The sequence below is a fragment of the Actinoplanes sp. NPDC051494 genome, from assembly GCF_044454705.1.
Lineage (GTDB): Bacteria > Actinomycetota > Actinomycetes > Mycobacteriales > Micromonosporaceae > Actinoplanes.
In genome coordinates this window covers 239,730-259,382 of sequence record NZ_JBITDZ010000004.1, presented here as the reverse complement: position 1 = coordinate 259,382, position 19,653 = coordinate 239,730, and the positions used below count along the sequence as shown (strand labels likewise).

Below are 19,653 nucleotides of genomic sequence, written 5' to 3'. Positions count from 1 at the left end.
GCACGGTCACCGCCCGGGCCCTTCCTCCGGTCCGGTCCGGGTCAGCCCGGCGGCCGTGCGGTTCAGGTGGCGGCGGAGCAGGTCGGCGGCCCGGCCGGCGTCGCGTACGAGAGCGGCTTCCTCGATCGCGCGGTGTTCGGCCGCGCCGTCCCGGCCGGGGTTGATGAGGGTGGACCAGCGGCGGGCCAGCTCGCTGTCGGTCCAGAGCCGGTCGAAGGTGGACAGCAGCACCTCGTTGCCGCAGCCTTCGAGCAGCGCGCGGTGGAAGAGCCGGTGCGCCTCGGCCCACGCGTCGCTGTAGTGCACGTCGCTCTCCCGCTCGTACGCCGGGGTGCCGGCCAGCCGGTGGTGCGCGGCCCGGACCCGGGCCTCCCATTCCAGGTCGCCGCGCTCGATCGCCATGCTCAGCATGGCCGGCTCGATCACCGTGCGGGCCTCGGTGATCCGCTGCCACCGATCGGCCCCGGTGGCGGGCACGACGAAGCCACGGTTGGGCAGCCGCTGTGCCAGGCCCTCCCCGGCCAGCCGCAGCAGTGCCTCGCGGACCACGGCGAGGCTCACGCCGTGGTGGGTCGCCAGTTCCTGCGGCTTCAGGGGCTGCTGAGGCGCGAACTCGCCGTGCAGCACGGCCGCTCGCAGCGACGCGTACACCCGCTCCGATCGAGGTGATGAGCCCTCGGTTGACGCATTGATCACGTGAATCACAATACCGCTAATAATCGATTATTTCTAGTACTGTCGATCGCGCTTCGTAGTCCTCCGAACGGTGGCTTGACCTGGGGTGCCTCGTACTTTCGGTTGGCGCTTTGCGGGTGATGAGCCTATCGTTGCCCCTGAGCAATCATTTGCTTCGGGAATTTGAGGAGAAGCATCGATGACGGTTCTCACCGCTACGACATCGGAGACCGACACGGCCGATGAGCTGATCAAGGCGCTGGCGACCACCGACGCCGCCGACCCGGGCCGCGGCCGGCTCCGGGACCGGACGATCCAGGCCTGGTTGCCGCTCGCGCAGCACCTCGCCCGCCGCTACGCCGGTCGCGGGGAGCCCTCCGACGACCTGGTCCAGGTCGCCTACGTCGGTCTCATCAAGGCCGTCGACCGCTACGAGGCCGACCGCGGGATCGAGTTCGCCGGGTTCGCCATCCCGACCATCGCGGGCGAGATCAAGCGCCACTTCCGCGACCGGACCTGGGCCATCCGGGTGCCGCGCCGCCTGCAGGAGCTGCGCCTGGCCATCACCGCGGCGAACAACACGCTCGCGCACACGCTGGGCCGCTCGCCGACGGTCGCGGACATCGCCGTGCACCTGGAGATCAGCGAGGACGAGGTCCTCGAGGGCCTCGAAGGGGCCCGGGCCTACAGCGCGACCAGCCTGTCCACCCCGATCGGGGGCACCGACAGTACCGAGCTCGGCGACACCCTCGGCGGCGAGGACACCGCGTTCGAACTCGCCGAGCTGCGGATCGCGCTGGGCCCGGCGCTGGCGTCGCTGGACGAGCGCGAGCAGCGGATCCTGTCGCTGCGGTTCTACGGCAACCAGACCCAGACCGAGATCGCCGACCAGCTCGGCATCTCCCAGATGCACGTCTCCCGGCTGCTGACCCGGGCCCTCGCGAAGCTGCGCACCAAGCTCGGCGACTGATTCCAGGTTCCTCGGTTCCGACCCGTTTCCATGACGAACCGATGACAGTGCGTACGCAGAGATCCCCGCCAATTCCTCCAAACCGGACGGTCGGCGGGTGATTTCTCTACTTTTAGGGGCCTTGATCGGCTGCTTGCCCCGCTGAAACCGGCGTCCTACCGTTCTGGCGATTTCGTCGCGGAGATACGGGGGACAGCTGCGATGCAGCACAGACGTGCGCTCTTTTCCGGCCGGTGGAGCTTCCCGCTCGTGCTGGCCCTGGTGGTCACGATGGCCGATGTGCCCAGGGCCGCACCCGTCGCGGCCGCGCCGGTGGTGCCGGTACCCACCCGGGCGGCGTGCCCGGCGGACCGCGCGGACCTCACGTCCGCCGCGGTGGCCGCGAAGCTGTGCGGCAGCCGGGTCGAGGCGCTGGGGATGCGGACCGAGACGACCCAGGTGTTCGCCAACGCGGACGGCACCGTCACCGAGGACCGGGCCCTGGCCCCGGTGCGGGTGAGGTCCGGCGACACCTGGCAGGACGTCGATCTGACCCTGGTCCGGACCGCGGACGGGGCCGTGGAGCCGCGGGTCCACGCGCGGAACCTGCGGCTGAGCGGCGCGGCGCCCGGTGCGGGGGAGCACGAGGTCGCCTCGATCGGGTCGGGTGACCGGCGGGCGAGCATCTCGTGGCAGGGCGCGCTGCCGGCTCCGGTGCTGGACGGGCCGACCGCGACGTACCCGCAGGTGCTGCCCGGGGTCGATCTGGTGATCAGGGCGCAGACCACCGGGTACGAGCAGTTCTTCGTGGCGAAGGACCGCGCCGGGCTGGCCCGGGTGCGGAAGCTGACCCTGCCGATGACCACCGGCACGTTGAACGCCGTCGACGACGGCGCCGGCGGCCTGCTGTTCAAGGACGCGAAGGGCCGCGAGGTGGGGCGGTCGCAGGCTCCGGAGATGTGGGACGCGACGGTCGCCCCGCTGGCCAAGGTGCACGTCAACCGGGCGCCCGTACGGATGCGTACCGTCCGGAAGAGCGCGGGCAGGTCCGTGCTGGAGCTGACCGCCGACCCGGAGTTCGTCGAGCGGCCCGATCTGATGTTCCCGGTGACGATCGATCCGCCGGCGTCGTTGCCGGTGGCGTTCGACGCGTTCGTGCAGAACACTTATTCCAGCGACCAGTCCGGCGCCGACGAGCTCCGGCTCGGGCACGTCGACGACGGTGGTTCGTTCACCGCCCGGTCGTACCTGCGGTTCGGCACGTCCGGGATCTGGGGCAGCCGGATCATGACGGCGAAGCTGCGGCTGTGGGAGACCCACTCATGGTCCTGCACCGCGGCGTCGTGGGAGGCCTGGCGCACCGACACGGCCAACGCCTCGACCCGGTGGAGCGCGCAGCCGACGGCCCGGGAGAAGGTCGGCACGTCGACCGAGACGAAGGGATACAACTCGTCCTGCTCGGACGGGTACGTGTACATCGAGGTCGCCAAGGCGCTGCAGTACGCCGCCGACGCGCGGACCGGTGACGTCACGATCATGCTGCGCGGCACCAGCGAGACGTCGTCGACGAGCTGGAAGAAGTTCGACTCCTCCGAGGCCGCGCACCCGCCGGTGATCTCGGTGACCTACAACGCGGCGCCGGCCGCACCGACCACGCAGGCCGTGGCGCCGTGCTACACCGCTTGCGGCGCGGGGGCGTACACGTCGGCGGCGCGGCCCACCCTGTCGGCGAAACTGGCCGACACCAACGCCGGTCAGGCGCTGCGCGCCGAGTTCGAGGTGCGCAACAAGAGCACCGCGGCGGTTGTCGCGACCTCCGGGACGCTCACCGGCAACCCGGGCTGGACGAACGGGTCGACCGCGACCTGGCAGGTGGGGGTGAACCTGGCCAACGCCACCGCCTATCAGTGGCGGGTCCGGGCCAAGGACCCGTACGACGACGGCCCGTGGACCGGCTGGACCGACCTGACCGTCGACACCGACAAACCGGGCGTGCCGTTCGTGTCCGCGAACCTCTATCTCAACGACGGTCAGCCGCACGGCGGCGCCGGCCAGTCCGACACGTTCACCCTGAGCCCGGCGTCCGGGACCGCCGACCTGGCCGCGTTCGTCTACCGGCTCGACACCGACGCGTCCGCCACCACGCTCGCGGCCACCGGGGCGAAAACCGTCACGCTGAGCCCGCCCGACGGGTTCCGGACGCTGACCGTGCAGGCCAAGGACCGGGCCGGGAACCTGTCCGGCGCCAACACGTACACGTTCGCGGCGGGCAACGCGGCGCTGGCCCAGCCGTTGCCGGGGGCCACCGTCGTCAAGCGCACCAAACTGCAGATCTTCACGCCGGTGGCCGGCTACACCCGGGCCTACTACGAATACCGCCGGGGCCCGGGCGCGGCCGTGCTGCCGGTGCCGTCGGCCAACCTCCTGTCGGCGGGCGGCGCGCCGATCATCGCGACCGCCGCCTCGCCGGTGGCGTTCAGCGCGCTCGGCGGGCACGCGGTCTGGAACGCCACCGACACCCTGGGCCAGATCGGCGGGGTCGTCGAGGTCCGCGCCCGGATCTACACCGCCACCTCCACCGCGCCGGTTTACGACACCCCGTGGGTACGGGTCACCGTCGACTCCAGCGGCTCCGGCGGCGCCGACACCCAGGCCGGCCCCGGGTCGGTCAACCTGCGCACCGGTGACCAGGTGCTCTCCGCCGCCGACGTGGACGAGCTGGGCCTGACCGTGACCCGCTCCGCGTCGTCGCGCAACCCGGCGGACGGGTTCGTGGCGATGCCCGAGAAGCTCACCGCCAACCAGCGGCAGGTCGCCACCGACCTGACCGGGTTCACCGCCGCGGCGACCTCGGCCGCGGCCCGGTCCACGGCCCGCGGGCAGGCGAGGTGACCCCGGCCGACTCGCTGGAGATCACCCCGGTCACCACCACGTCCAATGACACGTACGTGGCGCTCGGTGGGGACAACGGCGCGCTGCGGCTCGGCATGACCCCGGGGCGCACCTACCGGGCCACCGGATGGATCCACGTGCCCGCCGCGTCCGGTCTCGCCCCGGCGAACACCATGCGGGGGCTGCGGATCGTGGGCCTGGTCCGTACCGGCGCCGGATACACCGAGGTGGCCTCGCCGATGGCGCGGTACGTCGACGGCTGGCAGGAGCTGTCCGTGACGATGACCGTGCCGGCCGGGGCCACCGAGGCGCTGTTCCGGCTCTACAACGGACACCAGGGCGGCTCCGGCAAGCGCGTCTACTGGGACAACCTCTCGGTCACCGAGGTCGTCGCGCCGTTCGGTCCGTCGTGGTCCGGTGGTGTCGCCGGCGGCAGCGCGGACACCGACTACACCACGCTGGCGTTCCCGCAGCCGTCGCTCGCCCTGGTCAACACCGTCGGCGGAGGCTGGATCACGTTCTCCCGCAACGCCGACGGCACCACGTTCACCCCCGAGCCCGGCTCCGAGGAACTGACGCTGACCCGGCCGGACACCACGACGTACCGGCTGGCCGAGGCGGACGGTGCCACGACCGACTTCACCGAGCAGGGCGGCGTCTGGTCGGTCAGCTCCACCCGCACCGACGAGGCGAGTTCCACCACCCGTTACGTCTACGACGTCACCGGGGGCCGCTCGCTGCTGCGCCGCGTCATCAACGCGGTGGAACCGGGCGTGGACGACGCCGGCGGTTGCACCGGGACCACCCCGCCGCGTGGCTGCGAGGTGCTGGAATACGTGTACGCGGCCACGGCCACCCCGGGACTGAGCAGCACCGTGTTCGGCGACTACCCGGACCGGGTCACCGCCGTGCGCATCCACACCTGGGACCCGCAGGCCGCCGCGGTCACCGCGGTCGAGACCGCCCGCTACGCGTACGACGCCGACGGGCGCCTGCGCGAGGTCTGGGACCCGCGGGTCAGCCCGGCGCTGAAGACCCGTTACGGGTACGACGCGGCCGGTCGCGTCACCACCGCCACCCCGCCCGGGGAGCTGCCCTGGACGCTGGACCACGCGAACCCGGACGCCGACGCGGCCGCGCTGCGCTGGGATCTCGACGGCACCGCCACGGACACCTCCGGCAACGGCCGCAACGGCACCACGACCGGCGTCGGCTGGTCGCAGGGCAGCGACCCGGACGTCGGGGAGGACCGGGCGGCCTCGTTCACGGCCGCGTCCGGCGCGCAGATCACCGCGGGTGGCACCGCGCTGTCGAACACCGCCTCGTACACGGTGTCGGCCTGGGTCCGGTTGACCGACAAGTCCGTGAACCGCACCGCGGTCTCCAAGGACGGCACCCGTACCAGCGGATTCTTCCTGAACTATGTCGCCGAGAGCGACCGGTTCGCGTTCTCCCGGGTCACCGCGGACAGCGACAGCGCAACGGCGGTGCGAGCCACCTCGAACGTCGCCCCGACGCTCGGCGCGTGGACCCACCTGGCCGGCGCGTACAACACGGCCACCGGGCGCATGACGCTGTACGTCAACGGTGTCGCGCAGAGCACGACCGCGGTCACCGGGGGCTGGAACGCCACCGGCGGGTACGTGATCGGCCGGGCCAAGTGGGCCGGCGCCGCCACGAACCTGTGGCACGGCGACATCGACGACGTCCGCGTCCACGGCTCGGCGCTGTCCGCCGGGCAGATCACCACACTGGCCGGCGACGAGAACCCCGGGCGGCTCGTCCGGGTCCGCCGTGCCGCGCTGCAACAGGGCAGCCGCACCGTCACCGACGGCGAGCTCACCACGAGCATCGTCTACGACGTGCCGTTGACCCGGGCGCTGGGCGGACCGTACGACCTGGGGCCGGCCTCGACCGTGACCTGGAGCCAGACCGACGTGCCGACCGACGCGACCGCCGTGTTCGGGCCGCAGGACCCGCCGGTCCGGCACCGGGGCACCCCGGCCGTGCCGGGAGCGGACGGCTACCCGTACGCGACCGTGCACTACCTCAACGCGAACGGGCAGGAGGTCAACACGGCAAGTCCCGGCGGGCACATCGACACCGAGGAGTTCGACCGGTTCGGCAACGTCGTGCGCAGCCTCGAGGCCGAGAACCGGGCCATGGCGCTGGGCACGGTGCCCGGTGCCGACGCGCACCTCGCCGAGCTGGGCCTGCTCGGCTCGGACACCGCGAGCCGGGCGCTGGCGCTGTCCACGGTGAACACGTACAGCAGTGACGGCACGGACCTGCTCGACGTGGCCGGCCCGACCGCCACGACGGTGCTGGAGACCGCGGTCGCCGACCCGGACGGCACCGGGCCGCTGACGGAGCTGGCGGCCGGCACGACCGTCATCGGCCGCGGGCACACCGTGAGCCGCTACGACGAGAACAAGCCGGACGGCGCCGCCTACCACCTGATCACCACCGAGACCACCGGGGTACGGGTCGACGGCTACCCGGACGCCGACACGCGCACCACCCGGCACGGCTACGCGGCGGTCGGCGGCGGCACCTCGGGCTGGACGCTGAAGCTGCCGACCACGGTGGTCACCGACGCCGGGCCGGGCGGGCAGAACCTGACCGCCTCCACCGTGTACGACGCGGCGGGCCGGGCCACCGCCTCCTGGGGCATCGGGTCGACCGGCTCGGACGCGGCCGCGCGGGAGAGCGTCTATTACACCGCCGGGACCAACACCCGCGACGCCGCCTGTGGCAACCGCCCCGAATGGGCGGGCCAGCCCTGCCTCACCCGGGCCGCGGGAGCGGTCACCGGCCACGACCCGGACCGGATGACCGGCACGCTGCCGGTGTCCCGGACCACCGCCTACGACCGGTGGGGCAAAGCGCTCACCCTGGTGGAGACCGCGGCCGGCCGCACCCGCACGACCACGTCGCAGTACGACGCCATGGGCCGCACCACGTCGGCCCACACCGGGTCCGACGAGGGGGTCGCGGTCCCGGCCGTGACCACCACGTACGACCCGGCTACCGGCAAACCGTCCGGCAGCGTCTCCGGCCCGGCCACAATCAGCCGGGGTTACGACGCGCTCGGCCGGCTGGTCGCGTACACCGACGCGGACGGGGCGACCACCACCACCGAGTTCGACCGGTTCGGCCGGCTCGCCCGGGTCGTCGACCCGACCGGGGTCAGCGGATACACGTACGACCGGCAGATCGACCCGCGCAGCCTGCTCACCTCCGTCACGGACAGCGTGGCCGGCACGTTCTCGGCCCGCTACTCGCCCGACGGGCACCTGGTGGAGATGTCGTACCCGGGCGGGATCACCCGCCGGGACCGGCTCGACGCGAAACGGGAACCCGTCGAGCGCAGCTACACCCGCGACGGCGACACGCTCTACGCCGAGTCGGTGGTGGAGAACTCGGCCGGCCAGTGGGTGGAGCACGAGTACACCGGCGGCACCCGGCACTACGGCTACGACCGGGCGGGGCGGCTCACCGAAGCCCGCCAGGACAGCGCCATGACCGGCGGCTGTGTCACCCGGCGGTACGCGTACGACAGCCGGGCCAACCGGACCAGCCGGTCGGTGTTCGAGCCGGACGGGGCCGGGGAATGCGACCTGGCCGGCGCGGACGGGGTCACGACGCACACGTACGATTCCGCCGACCGGATCGTCGACGCGGGGTTCCGCTACGACGCGTTCGGGCGGACCACCGCGGTGCCGGACGGCCCGGCCGGCAGCTACTTCGTCAACGATCTGATCGCCGGTCAGCAGATCGGCAACGCGCGGCAGACCTGGTCGCTCGACCCCGCCCACCGGTTCCGCACCTCGGTGGTGGAGACCCGGACCGATGACACCTGGACCGCCGCGCCCGCGACGGTCGACCATTACGGCGACGATTCCGACGAACCCCGCTGGATCACCGAATCCGGTGGCACGGTGGGGCGCAACGTGTCCGGCCCGGACGGTGACCTGGTCGCCACCACGTCCGCGACCGGCGATGTCCGGCTGCTCCTGACCGGCCTGCACGGCGACGTGGTCCTCACCACGGATCCGGCCCTCACCGACGTGGCGCTCCACGACTACGACGAGTTCGGTGTCGCGATGCCGGGCCAGGCCACGCAGCGGTACGGATGGCTCGGCGGCAAGCAGCGCCCGGCGGAGGGCTTCGGCGGCACGATCCTGATGGGCGTGCGGGTCTACAGCCCCACCCTGGGCCGGTTCCTGCAGGTCGACCCGGTCGACGGCGGCAGCTGCAACGACTACGACTATGTCTGCGCCGACCCGGTCAACCGCTTCGACCTGGACGGCAAGGCCTGCTGGTCGTGGGCCCGCCGGGCCTGCGGGGTCGCCCAGCGCGCCGGGCGGGCCGCGGTGTCGGCCGGCCGCGCCTCCGGCCGGTTCGTGGTCAAGCACCGCAACGCGATCACCCTGGGCGCGTCCACCATCGCCATGGGCGCGTGCATCGTGGCCACCGCCGGCGTCTGCGGCATCGTGGCGGGCGGCGCCGCCGCGGTCAGCATCGCCTACCGTGGCTACGACTTCTCCAGGACGAAGAGGACCAAGCGTGACATGGCGAACTTCGCGGCGGGTGCGGCATTCGACGTGGCGGCGTCCCGGCTGCCCGGCGCCCGCGTCAAGGTCAGGCCCTTCCGCCTGCCCTATCGCAAGGTACGGAGCATCCGGATCGGCCGGCGCCCGCTGATCAACCTGTGGGGCGGCCGTTACGTCCGATCGACCAACCGCTGGTCGCGCCGGGGCGCGGCGTGGACCATCGGTGGCTGGACCGCGGCCAACCACTGGCCGTCGGAGCCCTTCGGCCGCCGCCGCTGACCCGCACGCACGGGTGGGTGCTCCGGTCGCCGCACCGGAGCACCCACCGCCCGCCCTGAGCTGTTGTGACGCGAGGAGATCATGGAACTGTCGACCGTGCTGTTGATCATCGCCATGGCGGTGCTCCTCGTGCTGTCCAACGTGCCGTACGGCCCGCCGGGCAGCCGGCGGCGGGCGGACGACGCCCGGCACCTCCGCTCGCACCGGCAACGGGCGAACACCAGCAGCCTGGCGCTCGTCACCTTCGCCGCCGCGATGCTGGCCCTGCTCCTCGCTACCGGCGACGACTCGTCCTGGTCGGACTGGGGCCTCCCGGCGCTGGTCGCCGCCCTCGCCGCCGGCCTGCTGATCCGCCGCCTGCGCCGCGGCCGCGCGCACTGGTGGCCCCGCGACGGACAATGACCCGCGCTCAGCGGGCGATCCGGGTGAAGCGGCGGGCGAGGTGGGCGAAGGCCTCGGTCAGCTCGGGTGGGCCGACGACCTCGATGTCGGCGTCGTAGCGGGCGATCGCGGCCGCGAGGCCCGGCCAGGACCATGATCCGAGGGTGAGGCGGCAGCGGTCCGGGGTGATCTCCTCGACGAGGCCCTCGCGGGTGTACAGCGCCACCGTCGCCGCGGGCAGGTCGAGGATCACCGTGCCCTGGCAGGGCCAGTTCCCCGAGGTGTCGCCGGAACCGCGGAAGACGCCGGTCACGTACGCCGGCACGTCTCCTCCGGGCAGCTCGCGTGGCGTGAACCGGGGGCCGTTCGGGGTGCGCGGCACGATCTTGTCGGCGCGGAACGTGCGCCAGTCCTCGCGGTCGAGGTCCCACGCGATGAGGTACCACCGGCCGTCCCAGGTGATCACGTGGTGGGGTTCGGTCCGCCGGTTGATCCCGGTGCCGTAGTCGAAGCGCAGGATCTCGTGGGCGTGCACGGCGGCGCTGATCGTCAGCAGCGTGTCGCCGCCGACCGGGGTGGCCGGGCGGGTGGTGGGGCGTGCGACGGCGGTGATGCGTAGCGCGTCGACCCGGTGGCGCAGGCGGCTGGGCAGGACCTGCCGGATGGTGGTCAGGGCCCGTTCGGCGCTCTCGGCGAGCCCGTTGCCGGGGGTGGTGGCGGCGATCTGCAGGGCGATGGTGAGCGCCACCGCCTGCTCGTCGTCGAACAGCAGCGGGGGCAGTTCGGTGCCGGCGCCGAGCCGGTAGCCGCCGTCGGGGCCCTTGACGGCGGCGATGGGGTAGCCGAGCTCGCGCAGCCGGTCGACGTCGCGGCGCACGGTGCGCAGGCTGATGTCGAGGCGGTCGGCGAGCACGGTGCCGGACCAGTCGCGGCGGGTCTGCAGCAGTGACAGCAGGGCCAGCAGGCGCGCGGAGGTTTTCGGCATGGGGACGATTCTGCCCGAGGTAGGTGCCACAACCTGTCACCTACCGCTGCGAATCTTGGTCCCAGAGCTTTTCGTCGTCCGATCAAGGAGTCACACCATGGCCCTGGCCACCACCACCCACCTGAACTTCCGTGGCGACGCCCGCGCGGCGCTGGAGTTCTACCGGTCCGTCTTCGGCGGTCACCTGACGGTCGTCGCCTACGGCGATCTCGGGATGCCCAAGGAGCTTCCGGACGCCGACAAGGTCGTCTTCGGCCAGGTCACCGCCGACAACGGGTTCAGCATCATGGCGTACGACGTGCCGGGCCATGCCCCCGCCACGGCCCCGGCCGGCGCCACCACCCGGGAGAACGGCGTGACGCTGACCGGTGAGCGCTTCTTCGTGTCGGTCCGCGGCGAGACCGTCGAGGAGGTCGGCGCGCTGTGGGACCGGCTCGCCGACGGGGCCGAGGTCATCGAGAAGTTCGCCCCGTCGCAGTGGGGTCCCGGCTTCGGGATGCTCACCGACCGGTTCGGCGTGACGTGGATCCTGGACGTCGCCGCCGCGTACGCGGGCTGATCCGGGCCGGCCGCGGTCAGCGCGAATCAAGATAGTGCCTGATCGCGGCCACGGTCTCGTCGGGCGCGCTGAGGTTGGGGCAGTGGCCGGTGGCGTTCATGACCACCAGCGTGCTCTCCGGCAGGTACTCGTGCATGTACTCACCGACGGACCGTGGGGCGATGACGTCGTCGGTGCACTGCAGGATCAGCGCCGGGGTGCGCAGTTTCGGCAGGTCGGCGCGATTGTCGGAGAGGAACGTGACGTGCGCGAACCGCTTGGCGATGTCCGGGTCGGTGGCGCAGAAGCTGTTGATCAGCTCCAGGCTCAGCTCGGGCCGGTGCGGGTTGGCCATGATGATCGGCGCGATGACGCTGGACCAGCCCAGGTAGTTGCTGTCCAGCGAGTCCATCATCTCGGCGATGTCGGCGCGCTGGAACCCGCCGACGTAGTCGCCCTCGTCGATGTAGGAGGGGGATGGCCCGACCAGGATCAGGTGGGCGAAGTGCTCGGGCTCCCGGATGGCCGCGAGGATGCCGATCATGGCGCTGACCGAGTGCCCGACGAAGATCACCTCGGACAGGCCGAGCTCGTGGATGATGGCCAGCACGTCGGAGGCGTACCCCTCCAGGTTCGAGTACCGGACCGGGTCGTACGAGCGCAGGTCCGACCGGCCGACGCCGACGTGATCGAACAGCACGACCCGGTGGGTGCCGCTGAACGCCGGTGCGACCAGGCGCCACATGTTCTGGTCGCAGCCGTAGCCGTGCGAGAACATCATCGGCTGCCCGTGCGGTAGCCCGTCGATGTGCAGGGCGTGCTTCTGATCGATCTTCATCTACGAACCACCATCGGCAGATCGTAGGGCCGGCGGCCGGTGCGGATGTCGCCCTGGTTGTCCGTCGCGGCGGCCGGCCCGGTCGTGTGAGGACCGGGCCGGCCAATCGATCGGTCCGGTGGATCAGTCCTGCGGCTGCGGGTTGCCGTTGAGGTCCTTGCGGGCGTCCGGAGTGAGCGGGTTCATCGCCGTGAAGTCACGGGGGATCAGCTGGAAACCCTGCCAGTGCATCGGCATCGGGCTCTGGTCCTCGTCGCGGGGCACGTGGTGGAAACCGGCCCGGACCCACATCACCGGGTCGGTCAGCTTCTCCTTGTTCGCCGCGAAGTCGATGATGGTCCTGCTCTCCAGCGGGCACTCCGGGTCGGCCGCGTTGTCCGACGCCCACTTCTCGCACAGGTTGGCCTGGGTGAAGGTCACGTCCGGCTGGGTCTCCGGATGCCCCTCGTACGGGTCGTCGGCCCCGAGCCCCAGCTCGTACGACCGCTGGTGCCCGTCGGCGTTCAGGCTCTTCTGACTGACCACGCGCCACCAGCGGCGGTCCACCTTGGTGTAACTGCCCTCCTTGGCGATCGCCTTCTTCGTGGTGAGCAGCTTGGCGGCCATGGTGCCCTGCCCGTCGAGCTTCGTGTCGTACTGCTCGACCGCCTCACCGCCCTTGCCGCCGATGTTGAAGTCGACCCGCCAGAACGCGCTGTGGTAGTGCATGGTCGCGTAGTCCCGGGCCTGCTTGCCGATCGGCCAGCCGTTGTCGGCGGTGGAGTACTCGTTCGGGGCCAGGTCGCCGGTCGCGCCGAGGTTCGCGGTGATCTGGCCGGTGTCGCTGAGGCGGTACTCGGACACGTACTCGTACCAGCCGACCTTGCTGATCGAGCGCAGCACCAGGTCGTACCCCTGCTCGGTGTAGAGGGTCTGGCTCTCCTCACCGGTCTCCGGGTCGTAGTCGTACTCGTTGAGCCGGTAGGCCTGCCCGGTCGGCTCGGCGCTGACGCAGAGCACCGCCCGCTGTTCCGGGTTGTCGCTGCCGTCGGTGCCGACCCGTTTCGAGCCGTTGCGGCAGTCGCTGTCGGTGATCGTCTCCAGCGACCAGCCGCCGAGGCCGTACTCGGTGAGGTCGTTGTATTCGGTCTCGCCGGTGTCGTAGGGCACGTTGAGCTGGGCGAGGCGGATCGAGCTGAGCACCTGCACCGGCTCGGGCTGCAGCTTGGTGGAGACGAAGACGTTGTTGAGGACCAGCCCGGCCAGGTTGTTGATGCGCCAGCAGAGCTGCCACGTGGTGCCGTTGGGCAGCGTCTCCTGGACCATCGCCGCGGCACCGCAGGGCGAGGCCTCCGGTGCCGCGGAGGCGGGGGACTGCGCGGCCAGACCCAGTCCGGCGGCGAGCAGGACCGCCGCGGCGCCGGCCATTCTTCGGTACGTCATGCTGCGGGTAACCTCGTTCACGTCAGGCGGGCGACCCGGCGCCCGGACAGGTCGATGATCAGGTTCTTGACGTTGATGTAATGGCCGTCCGTGGTCTGCACCAGGAGTTGCACACAGCGCTTCACACCGCACTCGCTCGCCGCCCCGGTGTCGGCCGGCCGGGCCTTGTAGATGTGCGCGGTGGCGTCGAGGCCCTCCTTGCCCGTGAGTTCCTTGCCGGTCGCCTTCGCGTACGCGGTGCGGAAGTCGGCGCTGAGCGGGTCGGCGAGCAGCAGGTCCAGGGCGACGGACGCCTCCCGGACCGACGCCGGCGGCTGCATCCCGGCGGCGGAGAACGACTCGACGAGCTTGCCGGACTTCAGGTCGACGACCTGTTTGATGAGCTTGTCGGTCTTGTAGTCGTAGAAGTACATCTCGGCCTGCCGTCCGGTGCCGTCGAGATCCACCTCGGCCGACAGATACTCCGGCCCGGCCTCGCCGGTCACCCCCTCGGCGCTCGAGGCGAGCTTCCCGGTCACGGCCGCGGTGCGGGCTTTCCCGACCTCGGTGCTGGTCAGTGCGTCGGTTCCGGTTCCGGAGGCCGGTTCGGGTACGGGGCTGGGGTCGGACACCCGGGGCGCGCCCGCGGCGTCCGGTGGGGCCGACGGGGCGGGCGTCGCGTTCGCCTGCCACGAGGCCGCCCCGAAGGCGGCCACCGCGGTGATCGTCGCGATCCCGAGGCCCCACCCCCACCGTTGATAAGAACTCACTGTCGGCATTCCTCCTGTGGATAGGCGGTCCGCATGGACCATGCCGAGCACCGTGTGAGGCCGATGTAAATTGACATTTGTCTACCTCAGGGATCCATGGGTACGGGCAGCCTGGGAACCCGGTCCGCGTCGGTGACCACCCGCGCACCGTCCGGCTCGTCGACCGGACATCCACGGAGAGCGTTTTCGTTCCGCGTAGGTGGGCAATCAGCCGGTCCATGAAAACCCCGCGGTCGGCACCGGTTCCCGTGCACGCCGCTGAACTGCGGCGATGGGAGCTCACGTCCGGGGACGACCTGCGCACCGTGCGGGCGGAGCTGGCCCGTGAGCTGCGTGACCGGCGACTCGCGGACGACCAGCTGTGCGAGCGGATGACGCTGGTCGCCACCGAGCTGGGGAGCAACGCGTTGCGGCACGGGCTGCCACCCGTACACATCATGTTGTTGCGGTCCTCGGTTGACCTGATCCTCGCCGTGTCGGACCGGGACGTGGCCGGGGTGCCGCGCTCGGTGGACGCCGGTGGTGTGGTGGCCGGCGGCCGGGGGCTGCCCATCGTGTCATCGTTGTCGGACGACCTGTGCTGGCAGGTCGACGGCCAGGTCAAGTACGTTTGGGCGGCTTTCCTGCCGCCCGGTGGGGACCCGACGGCCGGATGACCCCGGCGGAGGTGCGCGTCATGACCGGCCCGGAACCCCGTGGTGTCGTCGACGGTGCCTTCCGGGTGCTCCGCGCCCTGCCCGAGACCGGCCGCGAGCGTCAGGTCGCGCGCCTGTCGGAGCTGACCGGCCTGCCCCGGCCCACGGTGCACCGGCTGCTCGGGCAGTTGCGCGAGTCCGCGGCGGTGGAATGGGTCAACGGTCAGTGGTCGCTGTCGCCGTCGCTGCTGGGCCTCGCGCAGCGGGTGGAACCACTGGCGGGGCTGCGGGCGGCCGCGGCGACGGTCATCGGCCGGCTCCGGGAGCAGACCGGCGCCGCGGTGTCCCTGGTCGTGCCGTCGGAGGGCGCCTTCGTGGCGCTGGAGATGGTGCCCGGCCGCGACCCGCTGCCGATCGACGCCCGCAGCGGCGCGCACATGCCGGCGTCGACGGCCGCGGCGATGGTCCTCGACCCCGCCGCGGCGACCGCGGAACGCCGGCGCCCGTTCGGTGCCGCCATCGACGACGAGGACGTGTTCCCCGGCCTGACCTGCTACGCCGTGCCGGTCGGCCTGCCCGGTGGCCGGCGCGCGTCGTTGCAGGTCGCCACCGCGGCGCGACGCCCGGCGGACCGGCTCGCGGCGCCCGTGCACCGGGCCGCCGTCGCGCTCGAACGCCGCCTCGCCCCGCGCTGACCCCGGGCGTTGTCCGTTCAGCGGACAACGCCTCGACCGGCGCCGGTGGCTGATCCATCGTGGCGGGGACCGTTTCCCCGACCGAAGGACTCCGATGACAGACCGGAAGATCGCCCTCGTCACCGGCGCGAGCCGTGGACTGGGCCAGGGCATGGCCCAGCAGCTGACCCGCTCGGGCGTCGAGGTGCTGGGCACCTACCTCACCACCGAGCCGGAGCCCGGCGACCTCTTCGTCCGGCTCGACGTCGCCGCGTACCCGGCGTTCGTCGCCACCGTGCGTGACATCCTGCGGGACCGGTTCGGGGTGGAGACCTTCGACTACCTGGTCAACAACGCGGGCATCGGCACCTACGCGCCGTACGCGCAGACCACCCCGGAGCAGTTCGACGAGCTGGTGGGCATCAACCTGCGGGCGCCGTTCTTCCTCACCCAGGCCCTGCTGCCGCTGATCAACGACGGCGGCCGGGTGCTGAACGTGAGCACGGCGCTGACCCGCGGCGTCGTGCCCGGCATGTCGGCCTACGCCGCCACCAAGGGCGCGATCGAGGTCCTGACCAGGTATCAGGCCGTCGAGCTCGCGGACCGGGGCATCCGGGTCAACACCCTCATGGGCGGCGCGGTGGAGACCGACTTCGGCGGCGGCATCATGCGCGCGCCCGAGGTGCAGAAGCTCGCCGCCGCAACGATCGCCCAGGGCCGCATCGCCACGACCGGCGACATCACCGCGGCGGTGCCCGCGATCCTGTCCGGCGCGTTCGGCTGGGCAACCGGCTCGATCATCGACCTGTCCGGCGGCCAGAGCCTCTGACCTGCTCCAGCAGCTCGTCGGCGCGCTGGGCGAACAGGTGCACCTCGCCCTCGATCGACGTCGCCCGGGCCCGCTCGGCCGCGGCCCGGACGTCATCGCCGGACGCGCCGCGGGCCTGCAGCAGCCGGGCCCGCAGCAGCAGGATCAGGCCCCGCGCGTATCGCTGACCGTGTGCCTCGAGGAACCCGTCGGCCCGGTCGAGCGCGGTCGCCGCGTCGTCCGGGCGGTCCGCCGCCAGCCACATCTCGGCCAGCAGCGCGTACCAGGTGGGCAGGTTGGAGCGCGGTGGGTCGAGCAGCACCGTGGTGATGACCCGGTCGGCCTCGGCCGCGGCGCCGGCCGGGTCCACCCCGGAGACCGCGTGCGCCCAGGACCGGGCCAGTCGCAGGTACGCGCCGAAGAAACGGTAGGAGAAACCGGGGTCGACGGCGATACCCCGATCCGCCGTCCGCAGCGCCCAGGCCGGATCCCCGGCCATGGCGGCGATCCGCGCGGCGAAAGCGGCCCAGACCGTGATCGCGTACGGGTCGCCGCCCGCCCCGGCCGCCACCGTGTCGAGCACTTTCCGGGCCGCGTCCACGTCCCCGTGCAGGGCGGTGGTCTCGGCGAAGATCCCGTCCGACATCAGCCGCAGGTCGTGGCGCAGCGGGTGGTCCTCGCGCCGGGTGCGGCCCTCGGCCATGTCTTTGTTCGACCGGCTCAGGTACCGGAACGCCTCGCCGATGTTCCCGGCGTCCCATTCGTGGATGCCCCAGGCGCGCAGGCCGTACGCGCGCACCACCGGGTCCTCCGACGCCTCGCCCTGCCGGCGCAGCCGGTGGGCCAGCCGGCTGCTGTGCTGCAGCTGCGCGGCCTGCGAATACGCGGCCCGGCGGGAGAACAGCAACTCGGCGGCCAGCCGTTCCCGGCCCAGCCCGCGGGCCAGGGACTCCGCGCGTTTCAACAGCCCGGGCGCCGCCGAGTTGAACCCCGACCGCATCCCGGCGACGGTGGCGAGCTGCGCCAGCGCGGACAGCTCCAGCTCGTCCGACCCGGCCGCCCCGGCGATCCGTGCGGCCCGCCGCAGATGCCGCTCGGCGGACTCGAACGCGGACTTGCCGGCCGCCCGGCTGCCCGCGCGCACCAGCGCACCGGCCGTACGGTCCGGCTCCGCCAGCGGCCCGGCCGTCCACAGGTGATGGGCGAGACGTTCGTCGACGGACTCACCGGGGGCCGCGACGCGTTCCAGCGCGTCCGCGACCCGCAGGTGCAGCTGCGTCGTGAGCAGCCGCGGTGTCGTGTCGAGCACCGCCTCACGGATCAGGTCGTGCCCGAAACGCACCGTCGCGGGGGCGGGATCGAGCAGCCCGGCGGCCCGCAGCACCTCGACGCGGGCGAGGCAGGTCCGCTCGTCCAGCCCGGCGGCGGCGGCCAGCAGGCCGGGTTCCACGTCCCGGCCGGCGAACGCGGCGACCCGCAGCAGCCACTCGGCGCCGGGATCGAGGCCGTCCATCCGGTCCCGGACGATGTCGCGCACCGTGGACGGCACCCCCGCCCGCGCGGTGGCCTCGCCGTCGGCCAGGAACCGGGACAGTTCACGAACGAAGAACGGGTTCCCCGCCGTACGGGTGTGAATGCCGCGAACCGTGTCCGGATCGGCATCCCGGCCGGTCTCCTGGCGCACCAGCTCGGCCACGTCGCCGGAGCTGAGCGGCCCGAGCCGGATCCGATGCCGGCCGGGCTGCCGGTCCGCCGCGGCGAGGATCCGGGTGAGCGCGGAACCGGGAACCGGCGCGCGGTCGCGCAGAGCGCCGATGAGCACCGACCCGCCCGGCAGGTGTTCGGTCAGGTGGTCGAACAGGCGCAGCGAGGCGACATCGGCCCACTGGAGATCGTCCACGACCAGCACCACCGCCCGGGTCGTGGCCACCTCCGCGATGACGGCGACGACCTGCTCGAACAGCCGGAACTGGGTACCGGCGTCCGGTGGCGTCGCGGTGGTGTCCGGCGCGGTGATCCGGCTGAGCTCCCCGCCTCGCCACCCGTCACCCGTCTCGCCCGGGAGGCCGTCGAGCACGGCACCGATGGCCTGCGTCCACGGCCACATCGCCGGCATCGCGTCACCTTGCAGGCAGCGGCCCCAGGCCACCAGCGCACCCCGCGCACCGGCCGCATCGGCGATCTCCTCCAGCAGCCGGGTCTTCCCGCTCCCCGGCTCGCCCTCGACAAGGACGATGGGGGCGTCGCCGTCGAGGGCCGCGTCCAGCGCCTGCCGCAGCACGGCCAGCTCCCCGTCCCGCCCGACCAGCAGCCCGTCCGCCCCGGCCCGCCCACCACCGTCCGCCGCAGCCGGGCCGCCGCTGTCTGCCACGCTGCCGTCCGCCAGGACCGGGCCGCCATTGTGGGTCGGGCTGCCGTCCGCCAGGGCCGGGCCGCCGCTGTGGGCCGGGCTGCCATTGTGGGCCGGGCTGCCATTGTGGGCCGGGCTGCCGTTGTGGGCCGGGCCGGCCAGTGCCTGCCGGTGGGCGGTCACCAATGCCGGGCCGGGGTCGATGCCGAGTTCGTCGGCCAGCCGCGCCCGGACGCCGGCGGACACCGACAGTGCTTCGTCGCGTCGCCCGGCCGCGGTCAGCGCGACGATCAGGCCCGCGTGCACCGGCTCGTGCAACGGCGCCATCGTCGCGGCCAGTCGCAGCGGCCCCAGGACCTGCTCGGCCCGGCCCAGCGGCACCGCGAGCCCGGCCGCCGTCACACACGTGTCGAGGAAGTCACCGTCGAGCGCGGCGAACATCGCCGTCGCGCCCGGCCCGCAGGCCAGACCCGTGGCCACCGGTCCGCGCCACCGCCCGACCGCGTCCGCGTAGGCGTCGAACGCTTCCACCGGGCGTTGCTCCGCGAGGTGGGACTCGGCCAGCCGTACATTCGCCCGGAACGCGGCGAGATCCAGCACCTCCGGCCCGGCCTCGATCAGGTAACCGTGACCGCGGCGTACCAGGAAGGAACCAGGGTCCCGGGCCGGGAGTCCCGGCTCCAGCGTCCGCCGCAACACGCCGATGTACTTGTGCAGGATGTTCATCGCGCTGACCGGGGCCGCGTCGCCCCACATCAGCTCGATCAGCTCGGGGCCACCGGCCGGCCGGTCCTCCCGGGCCAGCAGTACCGCGAGCAGGCAGGCGACCTGCTCGGGAAGCGGGAGCGGCTTCCCGTCACCGTGCCGGACCCGCAGCGGACCCAGGATCCGCAGACGCGGCGCGCCGTTGCCAGAAGCCATT

14 protein-coding genes are annotated in these 19,653 nt (G+C 72.5%); 8 read left to right on the top strand and 6 right to left on the bottom strand.

The genetic code is table 11. The annotated features are described in order from the left end of the window. Window positions 1–6: 6 nt before the first annotated feature. Window positions 7–696: a GntR family transcriptional regulator gene (locus ACIA6A_RS17910; RefSeq protein ID WP_396098781.1), complete on the bottom strand. Its 690-nt coding sequence runs from the start codon at window positions 694–696 to the stop codon at window positions 7–9. A 178-nt stretch (window positions 697–874) separates the two neighbouring features. Here ACIA6A_RS17910 and ACIA6A_RS17905 point away from each other — a divergent pair, with 178 nt between their 5' ends. From ACIA6A_RS17905 to ACIA6A_RS17890, 4 genes are all read left to right on the top strand, one after another. After that, on the top strand, window positions 875–1,645 hold the full coding sequence (locus tag ACIA6A_RS17905) for an RNA polymerase sigma factor SigF (RefSeq protein ID WP_396098780.1): 771 nt from the start codon (window positions 875–877) through the stop codon (window positions 1,643–1,645). A 201-nt stretch (window positions 1,646–1,846) separates the two neighbouring features. Continuing rightward, the gene (locus ACIA6A_RS17900) at window positions 1,847–4,516 is read left to right on the top strand and encodes a DNRLRE domain-containing protein (RefSeq protein WP_396098779.1); all 2,670 of its coding nucleotides are present in this window, start codon (window positions 1,847–1,849) and stop codon (window positions 4,514–4,516) included. Further along, window positions 4,513–9,351, top strand: a complete 4,839-nt coding sequence (locus ACIA6A_RS17895) for a LamG-like jellyroll fold domain-containing protein (protein ID WP_396098778.1) — start codon at window positions 4,513–4,515, stop codon at window positions 9,349–9,351. Before ACIA6A_RS17900 ends, ACIA6A_RS17895 begins: the two co-directional genes overlap by 4 nt. Before the next feature lie 81 nt (window positions 9,352–9,432). Continuing rightward, window positions 9,433–9,753, top strand: coding sequence for a hypothetical protein (locus ACIA6A_RS17890; protein ID WP_396098777.1), 321 nt, complete (start codon window positions 9,433–9,435; stop codon window positions 9,751–9,753). Window positions 9,754–9,760: 7 nt separating this feature from the next. Here ACIA6A_RS17890 and ACIA6A_RS17885 read toward each other — a convergent pair whose 3' ends face one another. Continuing rightward, window positions 9,761–10,717 (bottom strand): helix-turn-helix transcriptional regulator, encoded by a 957-nt coding sequence (locus ACIA6A_RS17885; RefSeq protein ID WP_396098776.1) that lies wholly within the window; start codon window positions 10,715–10,717, stop codon window positions 9,761–9,763. 97 nt (window positions 10,718–10,814) lie between these two features. Here ACIA6A_RS17885 and ACIA6A_RS17880 point away from each other — a divergent pair, with 97 nt between their 5' ends. Beyond that, window positions 10,815–11,276 (top strand): VOC family protein, encoded by a 462-nt coding sequence (locus ACIA6A_RS17880; RefSeq protein WP_396098775.1) that lies wholly within the window; start codon window positions 10,815–10,817, stop codon window positions 11,274–11,276. A gap of 16 nt (window positions 11,277–11,292) precedes the next feature. On the opposite strand, the gene ACIA6A_RS17875 is transcribed toward ACIA6A_RS17880, so the two are convergent. The 3 genes from ACIA6A_RS17875 to ACIA6A_RS17865 all read right to left on the bottom strand — a co-directional run bounded on the left by ACIA6A_RS17875 (window position 11,293) and on the right by ACIA6A_RS17865 (window position 14,264). Beyond that, window positions 11,293–12,093: an alpha/beta fold hydrolase gene (locus tag ACIA6A_RS17875; protein ID WP_396098774.1), complete on the bottom strand. Its 801-nt coding sequence runs from the start codon at window positions 12,091–12,093 to the stop codon at window positions 11,293–11,295. A gap of 123 nt (window positions 12,094–12,216) precedes the next feature. Next, window positions 12,217–13,515, bottom strand: coding sequence for a primary-amine oxidase (locus ACIA6A_RS17870; protein ID WP_396098773.1), 1,299 nt, complete (start codon window positions 13,513–13,515; stop codon window positions 12,217–12,219). Between the two features lie 17 nt (window positions 13,516–13,532). Then, window positions 13,533–14,264 carry a hypothetical protein gene (locus tag ACIA6A_RS17865; RefSeq protein WP_396098772.1) on the bottom strand — a complete coding sequence of 244 codons (732 nt, stop codon included), beginning with the start codon at window positions 14,262–14,264 and terminating at the stop codon, window positions 13,533–13,535. Window positions 14,265–14,482: 218 nt separating this feature from the next. Here ACIA6A_RS17865 and ACIA6A_RS17860 point away from each other — a divergent pair, with 218 nt between their 5' ends. The 3 genes from ACIA6A_RS17860 to ACIA6A_RS17850 all read left to right on the top strand — a co-directional run bounded on the left by ACIA6A_RS17860 (window position 14,483) and on the right by ACIA6A_RS17850 (window position 16,402). Next, window positions 14,483–14,920: an ATP-binding protein gene (locus ACIA6A_RS17860; RefSeq protein WP_396098771.1), complete on the top strand. Its 438-nt coding sequence runs from the start codon at window positions 14,483–14,485 to the stop codon at window positions 14,918–14,920. A gap of 20 nt (window positions 14,921–14,940) precedes the next feature. Beyond that, entirely contained in the window at window positions 14,941–15,594 is a 654-nt protein-coding gene (locus ACIA6A_RS17855) for a helix-turn-helix domain-containing protein (protein WP_396098770.1), read from the top strand. Between the two features lie 94 nt (window positions 15,595–15,688). Next, window positions 15,689–16,402, top strand: coding sequence for an SDR family NAD(P)-dependent oxidoreductase (locus tag ACIA6A_RS17850; RefSeq protein ID WP_396098769.1), 714 nt, complete (start codon window positions 15,689–15,691; stop codon window positions 16,400–16,402). Here the strand turns inward: ACIA6A_RS17850 and ACIA6A_RS17845 are convergent. Next, a complete protein-coding gene (locus ACIA6A_RS17845; RefSeq protein ID WP_396098768.1) occupies window positions 16,371–19,652 on the bottom strand; it encodes an ATP-binding protein in 3,282 nt (1,093 codons plus the stop codon). The genes ACIA6A_RS17850 and ACIA6A_RS17845 overlap by 32 nt on opposite strands. Between the last annotated feature and the right edge of the window lies 1 nt (window position 19,653).